The sequence below is a fragment of the Roseomonas sp. F4 genome (assembly GCF_053891155.1).
Genome location: NZ_JBSSHK010000001.1, coordinates 887,825 through 901,313 on the forward strand (window position 1 = coordinate 887,825; position 13,489 = coordinate 901,313).

12 protein-coding genes are annotated in these 13,489 nt (G+C 70.7%); 1 reads left to right on the forward strand and 11 read right to left on the reverse strand.

The features are described from left to right. Nucleotides 1-38: 38 nt before the first annotated feature. Nucleotides 39-368, reverse strand: a complete 330-nt coding sequence (locus ACVFYP_RS04250; protein WP_499198877.1) for a hypothetical protein — start codon at nucleotides 366-368, stop codon at nucleotides 39-41. A 59-nt stretch (nucleotides 369-427) separates the two neighbouring features. Between ACVFYP_RS04250 and ACVFYP_RS04255 the strand changes: the two genes are divergently transcribed. Continuing rightward, the gene (locus tag ACVFYP_RS04255; RefSeq protein ID WP_499198878.1) at nucleotides 428-898 is read left to right on the forward strand and encodes a hypothetical protein; all 471 of its coding nucleotides are present in this window, start codon (nucleotides 428-430) and stop codon (nucleotides 896-898) included. A 167-nt stretch (nucleotides 899-1,065) separates the two neighbouring features. Here ACVFYP_RS04255 and ACVFYP_RS04260 read toward each other — a convergent pair whose 3' ends face one another. From ACVFYP_RS04260 to murB, 10 genes are all read right to left on the reverse strand, one after another. Further along, nucleotides 1,066-1,686, reverse strand: coding sequence for a LysE family translocator (locus ACVFYP_RS04260; protein WP_499198879.1), 621 nt, complete (start codon nucleotides 1,684-1,686; stop codon nucleotides 1,066-1,068). Between the two features lie 74 nt (nucleotides 1,687-1,760). Continuing rightward, on the reverse strand, nucleotides 1,761-3,908 hold the full coding sequence (ligA, locus tag ACVFYP_RS04265) for an NAD-dependent DNA ligase LigA (RefSeq protein WP_499199538.1): 2,148 nt from the start codon (nucleotides 3,906-3,908) through the stop codon (nucleotides 1,761-1,763). Nucleotides 3,909-3,919: 11 nt separating this feature from the next. Beyond that, complete coding sequence (recN, locus tag ACVFYP_RS04270) at nucleotides 3,920-5,599, reverse strand: DNA repair protein RecN (RefSeq protein WP_499198880.1); 1,680 nt, start codon at nucleotides 5,597-5,599, stop codon at nucleotides 3,920-3,922. 22 nt (nucleotides 5,600-5,621) lie between these two features. Further along, nucleotides 5,622-6,440, reverse strand: a complete 819-nt coding sequence (locus ACVFYP_RS04275) for an outer membrane protein assembly factor BamD (protein ID WP_499198881.1) — start codon at nucleotides 6,438-6,440, stop codon at nucleotides 5,622-5,624. A gap of 159 nt (nucleotides 6,441-6,599) precedes the next feature. Continuing rightward, nucleotides 6,600-7,547: a UDP-3-O-acyl-N-acetylglucosamine deacetylase gene (gene lpxC / locus ACVFYP_RS04280; RefSeq protein ID WP_499198882.1), complete on the reverse strand. Its 948-nt coding sequence runs from the start codon at nucleotides 7,545-7,547 to the stop codon at nucleotides 6,600-6,602. A gap of 361 nt (nucleotides 7,548-7,908) precedes the next feature. After that, nucleotides 7,909-9,429 (reverse strand): cell division protein FtsZ, encoded by a 1,521-nt coding sequence (ftsZ, locus tag ACVFYP_RS04285; RefSeq protein WP_499198883.1) that lies wholly within the window; start codon nucleotides 9,427-9,429, stop codon nucleotides 7,909-7,911. A 76-nt stretch (nucleotides 9,430-9,505) separates the two neighbouring features. Further along, complete coding sequence (gene ftsA / locus ACVFYP_RS04290; protein WP_499198884.1) at nucleotides 9,506-10,795, reverse strand: cell division protein FtsA; 1,290 nt, start codon at nucleotides 10,793-10,795, stop codon at nucleotides 9,506-9,508. Beyond that, nucleotides 10,792-11,682 (reverse strand): cell division protein FtsQ/DivIB, encoded by an 891-nt coding sequence (locus ACVFYP_RS04295; RefSeq protein ID WP_499198885.1) that lies wholly within the window; start codon nucleotides 11,680-11,682, stop codon nucleotides 10,792-10,794. The genes ftsA and ACVFYP_RS04295 overlap by 4 nt, the downstream gene beginning before the upstream one ends. After that, nucleotides 11,672-12,592 carry a D-alanine--D-alanine ligase gene (locus ACVFYP_RS04300; RefSeq protein WP_499198886.1) on the reverse strand — a complete coding sequence of 307 codons (921 nt, stop codon included), beginning with the start codon at nucleotides 12,590-12,592 and terminating at the stop codon, nucleotides 11,672-11,674. Before ACVFYP_RS04300 ends, ACVFYP_RS04295 begins: the two co-directional genes overlap by 11 nt. Further along, the gene (gene murB, locus ACVFYP_RS04305; protein WP_499198887.1) at nucleotides 12,589-13,488 is read right to left on the reverse strand and encodes a UDP-N-acetylmuramate dehydrogenase; all 900 of its coding nucleotides are present in this window, start codon (nucleotides 13,486-13,488) and stop codon (nucleotides 12,589-12,591) included. The genes ACVFYP_RS04300 and murB overlap by 4 nt, the downstream gene beginning before the upstream one ends. Nucleotide 13,489 lies beyond the last annotated feature (1 nt).

Here is a 13,489-nt window from a genome sequence, read left to right on the forward strand (position 1 = left end):
GCCTTCGGCGGGCGCAGGTTCCGATGAGTGTATTGGTATCACTCGTGAAGGTAGGAGTAGACCGCCAACCCCAGCCCGACCACGGCGAACAGCATCGACACCACTGGCCAGCCCGGCTTCGGGCCGCGATGTCCAAACCACCAGTTCAGCGCGAAGGACCCGAACAGCGCGGCCGTGGGTTCGGACCAAGCCCGGGTGCTGAAGCCGTGCAGGATCAGCAGCACCCAGCCCAGCAGCGCCGTGAAGGACAGGATGCGCCAGAGCACCTCCGCCAGCGGATTCTCCAACCGCAGGCCCAGCTTGCCTGAGACGGTGTGGATATAGGCGGCCACGGAGAGCATCAGCGTGGCGATGATGAATGCGGACATGGCGGCGATTCAGCGCGCCCGGCGCGGGAACACAAGATGGCGCGGGAGGTTATCCGTCCATGACTTCGCTGTTCGACGGCAGGGTGATGGCCGACTATCACCAGTTCCTGCTCTGCGACGCCCTGTCCTGGCCGGATGCGCCGATCTACTGGCCGGACTCCGTGCTGCGCGCGCGGCTGAATGCCGCGCCGGGCATCCTGGTTGTCTCCACCGCGCGCAACATGCCGGTGCCGGTGCGGGTCCTGCTGCATGCGGCGCGACCGCAGTTGGACCTCTCCGGCTTCGACCATGTGGCGGAGGCGTCGCTGCACGCCCCAGCCGGACGCATCGCGATCCTTGGCCTGACCGATGCGCGCGACGGCGCGGCGCAGGCGGAGGTCCCGGCGGTGCCGCTGCGGGCCCTGGTGACCTTCGCCGGCCTCGGCTCGCTCAGCCCGGATGGGCTGGACGGGGCGGATCGCTACGACGTCCACCTGTTCCCGGGCCGGGAGGCCGGCGTGACGGTCACCAAGCAGTGGGAGGAGGTGTAGGGCCTGTGGACAGTTGGGCTGCGGGCGCGTCCGGCGGTGCTTTTCCGCGCTGGGTGCGTCAGCCATGCTCGCCGATGGATAGCCATCGGCTCCGCTGTCTTCCTGCCCAGCACGAAAAATCCCTCGCCGGCCGCATCCCGGTCCCAACTGTCCACAGGCCCGGAGGCTCAGCCGCGCGACGGCACCAGCAGCCGCAGCCCGAGCCCAAGGAACACCGCCCCCGCCAGCCCCTCCAGCCACCGCGCATGGCGCGACAGACGCTCCGCCGCCCGGCCGGCGCCGGCGATCAGCAGCCCATAGACGGGCACGGCCATCAGCGGCACCAGCGGCCCGAGCAGCGCCATCTGCAGCCAGGCTGGCCCGCGCATGGGATCGACGAATTGCGGCAGGAAGGCCAGGAAGAACAGGATGACCTTGGGGTTGGTCAGGTTGGTCAAAAACCCCTCGCGGAAGGCATGCCGCGCCGGCGCCCCTGGCCGCACCGCGCCGCCGCCGCGCCAGGCCGCCCGCAGCGCGCCGAGGCCGAGCCAAATCAGGTAGAACGCGCCCGCGATCCGCAGCGCCTCGAACAGCAAAGGCGAGGCCGCGATCAGCGCGGCGACGCCGGAGGCCGCCAGCGCCACATGCACCATAGCCCCGGTGACGATGCCCGCCATCGCCGCCCAGCCGCGCCGCGCCCCGCCCGCCAGGCTCTGCCCGATGACGAATAGCATATCCGGCCCCGGGGTGAGGATCAGCACCCAGGCGGCGGCGAGGAAGGCCAGGAACAGACTGGGGTCGATCGGCATGGCCCGATCCTGCGCGAGGCTCGGCCATGCCGGAAACGAATAGGACTGATCCGCCGCATCAAGCTCGCTGATGCTCAGCCGAGCCCGGCCATCTCCCGCCACTCGGCTTCCGTCAGCACCCGCAGGCCGAGTTCCGCCGCCTTCTTGGCCTTGCTGCCGGCATCCGCGCCGACCACGACGAAATCGGTCTTCTTCGACACGCTCTTGGTCACCTTGGCGCCCAGCCGTTCCGCCTGCGCCTCCGCCTCGTCGCGGGACATCGTCTCCAGCGATCCGGTGAAGACCAGGACCTTGCCGGCGAAGGGGCTGTCGGCGGTGGCGGCCACCACCGCATCCTCCGGCGTCACTTCCCGCGCCAGATCGTCCAGGGCGGCGCGATTGCGCTCCTCGGCGAAGAACTCGGCCAGTTCGGTCGCGATGGCCGGGCCGATGCCCTGGATGGAGCCCAGCTCCTCCCGCGCCTCCGACCCTATGGTGGTCGCCGCGATCATCCTGGCGCGCCATTCGGGGAAGGAGTGGTAGTGGCGCGCCAGCAGCTTGGCATTGGCCTCCCCGATCCGGCGGATGCCCAGCGCGAAGATGAACCGCTCCAGCGGCACGCGCCGCCGCGCCTCGATGGCGGCCAGAAGATTGGTAACCTTCTTAGCATCGGCCTTGGATCGCGCGCCCCAGCCTTCCCAGCCCCGCATCGTCTCGGCGTGGCGGGACAGGCGGAACAAGTCGGCGGGGGTCTTCACCAGGCCCTCGTCAAACAGCTTCTGGATGTTCTCCGCGCCGAGACCCTCGATATCCATGGCGTTGCGGCGGGCGAAGTGAAACAGGCGCTCCACCGTCTGCGCCGGGCAGATCAACCCGCCGGTGCAGCGCTTCACCACCTCCCCATTCGGGCGGATGGCGTGGCTGCCGCAGGCCGGGCAGCGGTCGGGGAAGACGAAAGGTTTCGACTCCGCCGGCCGCTTTTCCAGCACCACGGAGACGATCTGCGGAATCACATCACCGGCGCGTTGCAGCACCACGGTGTCGCCGATCCGCACATCCTTGCGGGCGATCTCGTCCTCATTGTGCAGGCTGGCATGGGTGACCATGACGCCGCCGACGCCGACCGGCTGCATCACCGCCCGCGGCGTCAGCGCACCGGTGCGACCCACCTGGATCTCAATGTCCAGCAGCACCGTGGTGGCCTGCTCGGCGGGGAATTTCCAGGCGATCGCCCAGCGCGGCGCGCGGCCGACGAAGCCAAGACGGCGCTGCCAGTCCAACCGGTCCAGCTTGTAGACCACGCCGTCGATATCGTAGCTCAGCCCGGCCCGGCCTTCGGCCATGCGCTTCTGGAAGCCGATGGCGGTGGTCTCGTCCGGCAGCAATTCCGAGGCTGGGTTCACCCGAAAGCCCCAGCCCCGCAGCCGTTCCAGCCAGCCGGAATGGGTTTCCGCCGGCGCCTCGCTGGCCTCGCCCATGGCATAGACAAAGAGCTTCAGCGGCCGCCTGGCGGTGATCTCCGGGTCGAGCTGTCGCAGCGATCCCGCCGCCGCATTGCGCGGATTGACCGGCACGACCACCGCCGGGCCAAGCTTCTCGCCGCGTTCCCGCCGTTCCTCCCGCTCCGCCGCCGCCTGCGCCTGCTGTTCGCGATAGGCGAGGAAGTCGGCCTTCTCCATGAAGACCTCGCCGCGGATTTCGATGCGGTCGGGGGCGGCGCCCTTCAGCCGGCGCGGCAGTTCCGCCTCCGGCAGGGTCAGCAGGTTGCGGGTGACGTCCTCCCCTTCCATCCCGTCGCCGCGTGTGGCGCCACGGATGAAGGTGCCATTCTCATAGAGCAGGTTGATCGACAGCCCATCGATCTTCGGCTCGCCCACAAAGGCCAGCTTTTCCTCCGCCTCCAACCGCAGGAAGCGGCGGACGGAAGCGGTGAATTCGAGAAAATCCGGATCGCCAAAAGCGTTGTCGAGCGAGAGCATCGGCACGCCGTGCCGGATCTTCGCGAATCCCTCCGCCGTCTCCGCGCCGACCTTGCGGCTCGGGCTGTCCTCCCGGATCAGCTCCGGGAAACGCGCCTCGATGGCGCGATTGCGGCGCACCAGGGCGTCGTAATCCGCGTCGCTGATCTCCGGCGCGTCCTGCCGATGATACAGCGCGTCGTGATGCGCGATCTCGGCGGCCAGCGCGGCGAGTTCGGCGGCGGCCTCCTCCTCGGTCAGGGCATCCACGGCACGGGCGCGCAGGTCGGCGTTGGTCACAGCAGCCCGCCGGCCAAAAGGCTATCGGCCGCCATCCGCGCCGCCTCCGTCACATGTTCCCCGGCCAGCATCCGGGCAATTTCCTCGCGCCGCTGCGCCGCGTCCAGCGGCGTCACGCGGGTTTCCGCCCGGCCGGCCTTCACCGACTTGGCGACCGAGAGATGCCGGCTGCCGCGCGCCGCCACCTGGGGCGAATGGGTCACCACCAGCACCTGCAAGCGTTCCGCCACCCGCAACAGGCGTTCGCCCACCGCCGCCGCCGTCGCGCCGCCGACGCCACTATCCACCTCGTCGAAGACCAGGGTCGGCACCGGCGATCCGCGCGCCAGCACCACCTTCAGCGCCAGCATCAGCCGCGACAGCTCGCCACCCGAGGCCACCTTGTCCAGCGCGCCGGGTGCCTGGCCGGGATTGGTGGAGACCAGGAAGGTCACCCGGTCCACGCCCTCCGGCCCCCAGGCCGCCTCCGGCTTCGCGCCCACATCCACGACCAGCCGGGCGCGGTCGAGCTTCAGCGGCGGCAATTCACGGCCGAGCGATTTTTCCAGCTTCGCCGCCGCATCCCGCCGCGCCGCGGTCAGCTTGCCGGAGGCCTCCAGATAGGCACCGCGGGTCCGGGCCAGTGCCGCCTCCGCCGCCGTCACCTCCCCGGTCCCGGCATCCAGCGCCGCGAGCCGCTCCTTCAGGCTGGTGAGCAGCGCCGGCAATTCGACGACCGGCACCAGGTGCTTGCGGGCCGCGGCGCGCAGGGCGAACAGCCGCTCCTCCACCTGTTCCAGCCGGCGGGGGTCGGAAGCGGCGTCCTGGACCAGCCGTTCCAGCGCCGTCTCCGCCTCCGCCAGCGCGTCCAGCGCGCGGCCAATGGCTTCCAGCGCCGGCTCGGCATCGGTGTTCGGGGCGGGAAGGCGTTCCAAGGCGCGGGAGGCGCCGCGCAGGGCATTGGCGGGGTTGGCGCTGCGGCGGTCGCGCGGCTGCAGGCTGGCCAGGGCCTCGGCAATGGCCTCGCCGCGCCGCTCACCCTGTTGCAGGCGCTGGCGTTCGGCGGCGAGATCATCCTCCTCGCCCTCCTCGGGGGCCAGCTCCTCAAGCTCTGCCACCGCGTGGCGCAGAAATTCCTCGTCGCGCTGGGCGGCGGCGATGCGCTCCCGTGCCGCCGTCAGTACCGTCTCCGCCGCGCGCCAAGCCCGATGCGCGGTGGCGGTGGCGCCGCGCAGCGCATCCAGCCCGCCGGCGGCATCCAGTAATCCCGCATGCTGCGCCGGATCGGTCAGGCCGACCTGGTCGTGCTGGCCCTGCACCTCCACCAGCAGCGCGCCAAGCCGGCGCAGCAAGGCGAGTCCAACCGGCTGGTCGTTCACGAAGGCGCGGGACCGGCCATCGGCGGTCAACACGCGCCGCAGCACGATCTCATCCTCCGCCTCGATGCCCTGCTCGGTGAGCAAAGCGCGGGCCGGATGCTGTTCGGAGGGTGCGAAGGCGGCGGCGACGCTGGCCTGGGGCTGGCCGGACCGCACCAGCCCGCTTTCGGCCCGCGCGCCGAGCGCCAGGCCAAGACTGTCCAGCAGAATGGATTTGCCCGCGCCCGTCTCGCCGGTCAGCACAGTCAACCCCGGCCCGAAGCCGAGGTCGAGGCGCTCGATCAGCACCACGTCGCGAATGGCGAGCGAGGTCAGCATCTCGCCAACCGCGCGCGGGGCGTCAGAAGATGGACCCGACCACGCGGCGCACGAAGCCGGGGCGGTTCGGTTCGCTGCCCTCGGCGCCCTCCACCAGCAGCGCATAGCTGTCCTGGTACCAGGGGCTGCCCGGGTAGTTGTGGCCCAGCACGGCGGCTGTGCGGCGGGCTTCCTCGACCAGGCCGAGCGTCAGGTACAGCTCGGTCAGCCGGTGCAGGGCCTCGGGCACATGGTTGGTGGTCTGGTACTCATCGACCACGCGGCGGAAGCGGCCGATCGCGGCGGTGTGCAGCTGGCGCGTCTGGTAGAAGCGGCCAATCGTCATCTCCCGCCCCGCCAGATGGTCCCGAGCTAGGTCCATCTTCAGCCGCGCATCGCGGGCATAGGGGGTGTTGGGGAAGCGGTTGGAGACATCCTGCAGCGCCGCCATGGCCTGTTCGGTGGTGCGCTGGTCGCGCTGGATGTCGTTGATCTGCTCGTAATAGCTCAGCGCCCGCAGGTAGTAGGCATAGGCGATGTCACGATGCGCCGGGTGTAGCTGGATGAAGCGGTCCAGCGCGCCGAGGGCTTCCGTGTAGCGGTTGCGCATGTATTCGCCATAGGCCGACATCAGCTTGGCGTTGGTGGCGAAGGCCGAATAGGGGTGCTCGCGCTCCACCAGGTCGAACAGCTCGACCGCGCGCTGGTAGCGCTCGGCGGCCAGCGCCTCCATGCCCTGGGCATAGAGCGATTCGGCCGACTGGTCCCGATCGGCGACCCGGGCGCTGCTGGCACCGAGCGAATTCATGCGCCCGTCCCAGGCCGTGCAGGCGGCCATGGGCAGGATGAGCAGGAGGGGCATAAGGCGTCGAAGCATCGCGCACCGGTCAGGCATGGGGCTTCCCTATACCATGCCGGGGCATGGTGACGGCAAGGCGTGGCGCCGCCGCTTCGATCCTGCTGTAGGTCATCGCCGCCGCCCTGTCACCCGGCGCCGGATTCCCGGCGAAAGGCGCCGGTCTTACGCCATCGCCGGGGCGGCGGCGGCGGGCAGGCGGGTGCCGACTCCGTCCATCGGCATTTCGCCATCCACCATCCGCCAGGCGCCGCGGTCCGCGAACAGCGCCCGCAGCAGCTTGTTGTTGAGCGCATGGCCGGAGCGATGGCCGACGAAACGGGCCGAAAGCGCCGCGCCCGCCAGGGCCAGGTCGCCCACCACGTCCAGCAGCTTGTGACGGACGAATTCATCCGGCCGGCGCAGCCCGCCGGGATTCAGCACCAGGGGGCCATCGACCACGATGGCATTGTCCAGGCTGCCGCCCTGGGCCAGGCCGGCGGCGCGCAGCCGTGCGATTTCCTCGGCCAGGGTGAAGGTGCGGGCATCGGCCAGGCCGGCGCGGAAGGCCGCGGGCGTCAGCCGCAGATTCACCTGCTGGCTGCCGATGGCGGTGGCCGGGAACTCGATTCCCATCGCCGCCTCGAAGCCCGGCAGGCTGGCCGGAAGCAGCTCGACGAAAGCGCCCTTTTCCTCAACCCGCACGCGGCGCAGCACCTCGATCACCGGGGCCGGGGCGTCCAGGCTGACCAGCCCGGCGCAGTCGATAAGGAAGACGAAGGGCGCGGCGGAGCCGTCCAGGATCGGCACTTCCGGCCCATCCAGTTCGAGGATGGCATCGGTCACGCCGGTGCCCGCCAGCGCCGCCATCACATGTTCCACGGTGCCGATGCGCGCCTGCGGCGCACCTTCGGCCACCAGGGCGGTGCAGAGGCGGGTGTCCACCACCCGGTCGAAGCGGGCGGGAATATCAATGCCGAGATCGGTGCGGCGGAAGACGATGCCGGTGCCGGAGGTGGCCGGACGCAGGGTGAGGGAGACACGGCGCCCGCTGTGCAGGCCGACGCCCACGCAGCCGATCGCCGTCTTCAGCGTCCTGCGCCGCCGCCGCTCGATCGGAAGGAAACCGTCCATGCTCGTCTGCGCCCCTGACCTCATTCGGCCGCGCGGCCTGGGGCCGCTTGTCCGAACTTGTCCTGTAGAAGCGGCGCTGGCCTCGAAAGGCCTGCCTCCGCGGGGCGCCGAAACCCGATTCCCCAGTGCTGTAATGCCATCCCCATCTTGCGGATGCCATTCAAGCGTTGTTTCTCTATATTACGTCCTAAGCCACTGAAAAACAACGAATGGTGCGCTGCGTTTCAGCCTCAATTTCGCCGTATTCTGCCCCGTTTCGCCTTATATTGCCCGGATCGGATTTCAACCGCCGATCCCAGGCTTCGTTCCACCCCCGTGACACCCGCCGGACGGCGCGTTGCGCCGTCCGCGGTCTGCCGCCTCAGTTGCTCTGGCGGCGCAGGAAGGTCGGGATGTCGAGGCCCATCTCATCCTGCTGCGTCGGGGCGGTCACGGGGCGTGGCGCGGCTGCCGGCTCCATGCGGGGCATCGGCGCGGCGTGGTGCTGTGGCGCCTCCGGCAGGTCGCGGCGCATCAGGCCGGTGGCGCGGCGGAACAGGTTGTTCAGCCCGCCCGGCTGGGCCGGCGGCATCGGCGGCGTCGGCTGGCGGGTGCCGGCCGGGGCGCGCAGGGCGGGCTCCGCCGGCTGGGCCAGCGTCACCGGCGCTTCGGCCACGGGGGCGGCGACCGCTTCAGCGACCGGGGCGGGATTCGGCGCCGCATAGGTCTGCGCCGGACGCATCGCCCCGGGCTGCGGCTGTGCATGCGGCTGGGCCTGGGGCTGCGCAGCGACGCGCGGGGTGAAGCCGCCCGGCGCGCGGTTCGCCGGCTGGGCCGGGGCCGCCTGCGGCACCGCGGTGCTCGCCACCGCCTGCAGCATGCCGCCACCACCCACCGCGACCAGCTTCGGCCGCTCAGCCTCCCGCGCCTCGCGCGCGTCGATGCCGGTGGCCACGACGGAGACGCGGATGCGGCCGTTCATGTTCTCATCGACCGAGGAGCCGAAGATCACATTCGCGTCCTCGTCCACTTCCTTGCGGATGCGGTTGGCCGCCTCGTCCACCTCGAACAGCGTCATGTCGAGGCCGCCGGTGATGTTGATCAGCACGCCGCGCGCGCCGTGCATGGAGGTATCCTCCAGTAGCGGGTTGCTGATCGCTTCCTCGGAGGCCTTCACCGCGCGGCCTTCGCCCTCGGCCTCGCCGGTGCCCATCATCGCCTTGCCCATTTCCGCCATCACGGTGCGGATATCGGCGAAGTCGAGATTCACCAGGCCCGGATTCACCATCAGGTCGGTCACGCCGCGCACGCCCATGTACAGGACGTTGTCGGCCATGCGGAACGCCTCGGCGAAGGTCGTGCGCTCATTCGCCAGTCGGAAAAGATTCTGGTTCGGGATGACGATCAGCGTGTCGACGAACTGCTGCAATTCCTCGATGCCGGCATCCGCCGCCTTGCGGCGCTTCGGCCCCTCGAAGTCGAAAGGCTTGGTCACCACGCCGACGGTCAGGATGCCGCGTTCCCGCGCCATGCGAGCGATGACGGGCGCGGCGCCCGTGCCGGTGCCGCCGCCCATGCCGGCGGTGACGAAGACCATGTGGCTGCCTTCCAGGTGGCGCGCCAGCTCGGTCTCCGCTTCCTCCGCCGCACCGCGGCCGATCTCCGGCTTTGCGCCGGCGCCGAGGCCCTGCGTCAGATAGGAGCCGAGTTGCACGCGGCGGTCGGCCTTGCTGTTCTGCAGCGACTGCGCGTCGGTATTGGCGACCAGGAACTCGACGCCTTCCAGCCCCATCGAGACCATGTTGTTCACGGCGTTGGTACCGCCGCCGCCGACGCCGATCACGGTGATGCGCGGGCTGAAATCCGTGTGCTGCTGGCTCGGAATGGTCAGGTTCAGGGTCATAGGAGGGGCCTTTCCTGGATGGTCAGCCTTGAGTCAGGCCGTGAAGAGGGGGAAGGGTGGAAGCTTGCAGGGCGCATCAGACGCGCACCCGCAGCCATTCGATGAAGCGACGGAGCCGGCCTTGCCGATCCGCGCCCGGGACGATGTCGATCAGCGGGCGGCCCTCGCCGGCACCCCAGGCGAGCAGCCCGATGGCGGCGGCGAAGGGCGGGCCTCCGGCGGTGTCCGGCAGGCCCCGCACGCTGCGCGGGCGGCCGATCCGCACCTGACGGTCCAGGATGCGGGCGGCCAGTTCGCGCGCGCCGATCAGCTGGCTGGCCCCGCCGGTCAGCACCACGCGGGTGCCGGCCTCCTTGGCCAGGCCGGCCGCTTCCAGCCGCTCGCGCACGAATTCGAAGGTCTCCTCCAGCCGGGGGCGGATGATGTTGACGATCATGGCGCGCGGCACGCGCGCGATGTGGTCCTCATCCTCGCCGACCAGCGGCACGGGCAGCATCTCCCGGTCATCATCCGCCGCGGCCATGGCGCCGCCATGCAGCGTCTTCAGACGCTCCGCGTGATTGATCGGCGTGGACAGCACGCGGGCGAGGTCATTCGTCACCTGCCAGCCACCCACCGGGATCTGCGCGGTGTGCAGCAGTTGGCCCTCGCTGAACACGGCCAGCGAGGTAGTTCCGCCGCCCATGTCGATGACGGTGGCGCCGATGCGCTTCTCATCCTCGACCAGCGTGGCGAGGCCGGCCGCGAGCGGAGAGGAGACCAGCTCCTGCACCTCCAGATCGCAGCGCGCCAGGCAGGCGCCCAGATTGCGCAAGGCGGCCTGGGAGGCATCGACCAGATGCACCCGGGCGCCCAGCATATCGCAGACCATGGCGCGCGGGTCCTCGACGCCGGGCGTGGCATCGACGGTGAAGGAGACCGGCGCGCCATGCACCGTCTCCCGCCCATCTTCCGTGCCGCGACGCCGGCCTTCGCTGAGGATGGCGCGCAGATCGGCCTCGGTCACCGCGCGGCCACCGATCGGCCATTGCACATGCAGCAGCCGCGAATCCGGCTGGCCGCAGGACAGGTTGACGATGGCGCCGGACAACTGCGTGTCCGCCATTTCCTCGGCCTGGCCAACGGCGGCGCGGATGGCGCGCTCCGCCTCCTCCAGGTCGATGATGGAACCGCCCTTCACGCCGCGCCCGCGCTGCCAGCCGAAGCCCAGCACGCGGGGTTCGCCATCGCCCTCGATGCGCGCGATCAGACAGACCACCTTGGTGGTGCCGATGTCGAGCACGCCGAAGACGCCGCTGCGCGCGCCACGACGGCGGCGTTCGCTGGGCGGCTCGACGCCGATGGGCAGGCGGGAGAGCGCATTCATCCGCGCGTGCTCCGCACCGCATTGCGCCGTGGGGCCGGCTGTTCCGCGGCCGGCTGCTGGCGCACCACCAGCCGGTCCGGCAGGCGCATGTCAACGGCGACCAGCGGTCGGTCGAGCAGGGCGTTGCGCGCCTGCAACTCCGCCAGCCGGTTCAGCGCCGGCGCCTCATGGCCTTCCGGCAGCATCACATCGGTGCCGCTGTGCAGGCGCAGATTCCAGCGGCGCTCGCCGACGCGGACCAGCGCCTGGGTGCGTTCCAGGATGTTGCGATGCGCCACCAGCAGGTCATATAGCGCCGCCGCATGCTTTTCCGCGCCGGCACCCACCACCAGCGGCAGCGGCCCGAAGGCGTCGAGAGTTTCGGTCTCCACCACCAGCCCGTCGCGGTCGATCACCGCGAAGCGGCCCTGATGCTGCCAGATGGCGAAGGGCGCGCGTTCCACCAGCCGCACCAGGATGGTGCCTGGCAGGCGGCGTTCGACATGGGCGGATTCGACCCAGGCGATGGTCTCCAGCCGCTCCCGCGCCTCGGTCGGGGAGAAGCCGAGCATCGGGTCACCCAGCTCGGCACCGATCGCCGCGCGGATCAGATCGGCCGGCGTGTTGTGGCGGCCTTCAACCACGACTTCCGTCACCTGGAGCCCCGCGGCGAGGCCAAGCCCGGCCGCATTATCGACCACCGCGCGCACCCGGCCGGCGGGATCGGCGGCATAGATCGCATAGCCGGTGGCACCCAGCATGCCGCAGCCGATCAGCCACAGTGCGGCAGGCCGCAGCAGGCCGCGGCGGCGCTTCAGCCACAGCCGCAGCCGGCTCGGCCGGTCGGGATCCTTGCGCGGCGCCGTGCGCACCGGGGCGCGGCGGGCGGCGAGGGGTTCACGGGCCATTGCGGGCCTCCCTGACCATCCAGGCACACAGCTCCGGGAAGCCGATGCCGACATGCGCGGCCTGTTCCGGCACCAGCGAGGTCCGTGTCATGCCCGGCTGGGTATTGACCTCCAGCAGATAGAGCTGCCCCGGTTCGCCGGCCGTGTCGTCATAGCGAAGATCGGCGCGGGACACGCCGCGGCAGCCCAGCGCCTGATGCGCGCGCAGCGCGATTTCCATGGCGCGCGCGCGGGTCTCGGGATGCACCGGCGCGGGCAGGGTGTGATGGCTGCCGCCATCGGCATACTTCGCCTCGTAATCGTAGAAGGCGTGGCCGGTGTCGATTTCCGTCACTTCCAGCGCGCGGTCGCCCATCACGGCGACGGTCAGCTCGCGGCCCGGGATGAAGGCCTCCGCCATGATCCGCTTGTCGAACTTCCAGCCGCGCGCCACCTCGGCGCGCCGGTTGCTGCCTTCGCGAAAAATCTCGACGCCGACGGAGGAGCCTTCGTTCACCGGCTTGACCACATAGGGCAGGGGCAGCGGGTCCGCCGCCTCCAGCTCCGCCGGCGTCACCAGGCGGCTTTGCGCCACCGGCAGGCCCGCCGCCAGGAACACAGCCTTGGCCGCCGCCTTATCCATGGCGACGGAGGAGGCGCGGACGCCGGAATGCGTATAGGGCAGGCCCATCCAGTCCAGCACGCCCTGGATGCAGCCATCCTCGCCGTAGCGGCCGTGCAGCGCGTTGAAAACCGCATCGGGCTTCGCGGCCTGCAGCGCGCCGATGACGCTGCCGAGATCGCCGCCGACCTCGATCGGCGTGACCTCAAACCCCGCCGCGCGCAGCGCCACCATCACCTGTTGTCCGGTGGCGAGGCTGACCTCGCGTTCCGCCGAGACGCCGCCGAACAGGACCGCCACTCGAGTCATGCCGCGCTCTCCCCGATCCGTCGGATTTCCCATTCCAGCGCGATGCCGGATTGCGCCAGCACCCGCGCCCGCACCATCTCCCCCAGCGCTTCCAGCTCCGCCGCCGTGGCGCCGCCGGTGTTGAGCAGGAAATTCGTGTGCAGCTCCGACACCTGCGCAGCGCCGAGCGTGAGACCCCGGCAGCCGGCGGCGTCGATCAGCGCCCAGGCCTTCTGGGCCGGTGGATTCTTGAAGGTGGAGCCGCCGGTGCGGGCGCGGACGGGCTGCGTCGCCTCCCGTGCCGTGCGGATTCGCGTCATCTCCGCCGCGATGGTGGCGGCATCGCCGGGCGTGGCGCGCAGGCGGGCGCGCACCACGACGCCGCGCGGCGGCAGGGTCGCGTGGCGATAGGCGAAGTGCAGCTCGGCAGCGGTCAGGCGTTGCAGGCCGCTGGGCGTCGCGACCTCCGCCCAGTCCAGGACATCGACGATCTCCCGCCCATAGGCGCCGGCGTTCATCGCCACAGCGCCGCCGAGGCTGCCCGGGATGCCGCAGAGGAATTCCAGGCCGGAAAGCCCGGCGGCCGCGGCATGTTCCGCCACCACCGCATCCAGCGCCGCGGCGCCGGCCACGATGCCATCGGCCTCCACGGTGACGTCGCCAAAGCCGCGCCCGCCGAGCCGCAGCACCACGCCGCGCAGCCCACCATCGCGGATGATGAGGTTCGACGCCGCGCCAAGCACGGTCAGCGGCACCGCATCCGGCAGGTCGCGCAGCAGAAGCAGCAGGTCGTCGACATCCGCCGGCCGCACGAGCCATTCCGCCGGCCCGCCGACGCGGAACCAGGTGAAGGGCGCCAGGGGCGCACCTTGCTGCACGCGCCCGCGCAGCGGCGGCAGGGTGGCGTGCGGGGCCATG

What these genes read in the sequence shown, in the direction of transcription:
- ACVFYP_RS04250 (WP_499198877.1), bottom strand. Translation starts at nt 368, where the DNA reads ATGTCCGCATTCATCATCGCCACGCTGATGCTCTCCGTGGCCGCCTAT.
- ACVFYP_RS04255 (WP_499198878.1), top strand. Translation starts at nt 428, where the DNA reads ATGACTTCGCTGTTCGACGGCAGGGTGATGGCCGACTATCACCAGTTC.
- ACVFYP_RS04260 (WP_499198879.1), bottom strand. Translation starts at nt 1,686, where the DNA reads ATGCCGATCGACCCCAGTCTGTTCCTGGCCTTCCTCGCCGCCGCCTGG.
- recN (WP_499198880.1), bottom strand. Translation starts at nt 5,599, where the DNA reads ATGCTGACCTCGCTCGCCATTCGCGACGTGGTGCTGATCGAGCGCCTC.
- ACVFYP_RS04275 (WP_499198881.1), bottom strand. Translation starts at nt 6,440, where the DNA reads ATGCCCCTCCTGCTCATCCTGCCCATGGCCGCCTGCACGGCCTGGGAC.
- lpxC (WP_499198882.1), bottom strand. Translation starts at nt 7,547, where the DNA reads ATGGACGGTTTCCTTCCGATCGAGCGGCGGCGGCGCAGGACGCTGAAG.
- ftsZ (WP_499198883.1), bottom strand. Translation starts at nt 9,429, where the DNA reads ATGACCCTGAACCTGACCATTCCGAGCCAGCAGCACACGGATTTCAGC.
- ftsA (WP_499198884.1), bottom strand. Translation starts at nt 10,795, where the DNA reads ATGAATGCGCTCTCCCGCCTGCCCATCGGCGTCGAGCCGCCCAGCGAA.
- ACVFYP_RS04295 (WP_499198885.1), bottom strand. Translation starts at nt 11,682, where the DNA reads ATGGCCCGTGAACCCCTCGCCGCCCGCCGCGCCCCGGTGCGCACGGCG.
- ACVFYP_RS04300 (WP_499198886.1), bottom strand. Translation starts at nt 12,592, where the DNA reads ATGACTCGAGTGGCGGTCCTGTTCGGCGGCGTCTCGGCGGAACGCGAG.
- murB (WP_499198887.1), bottom strand. Translation starts at nt 13,488, where the DNA reads ATGGCCCCGCACGCCACCCTGCCGCCGCTGCGCGGGCGCGTGCAGCAA.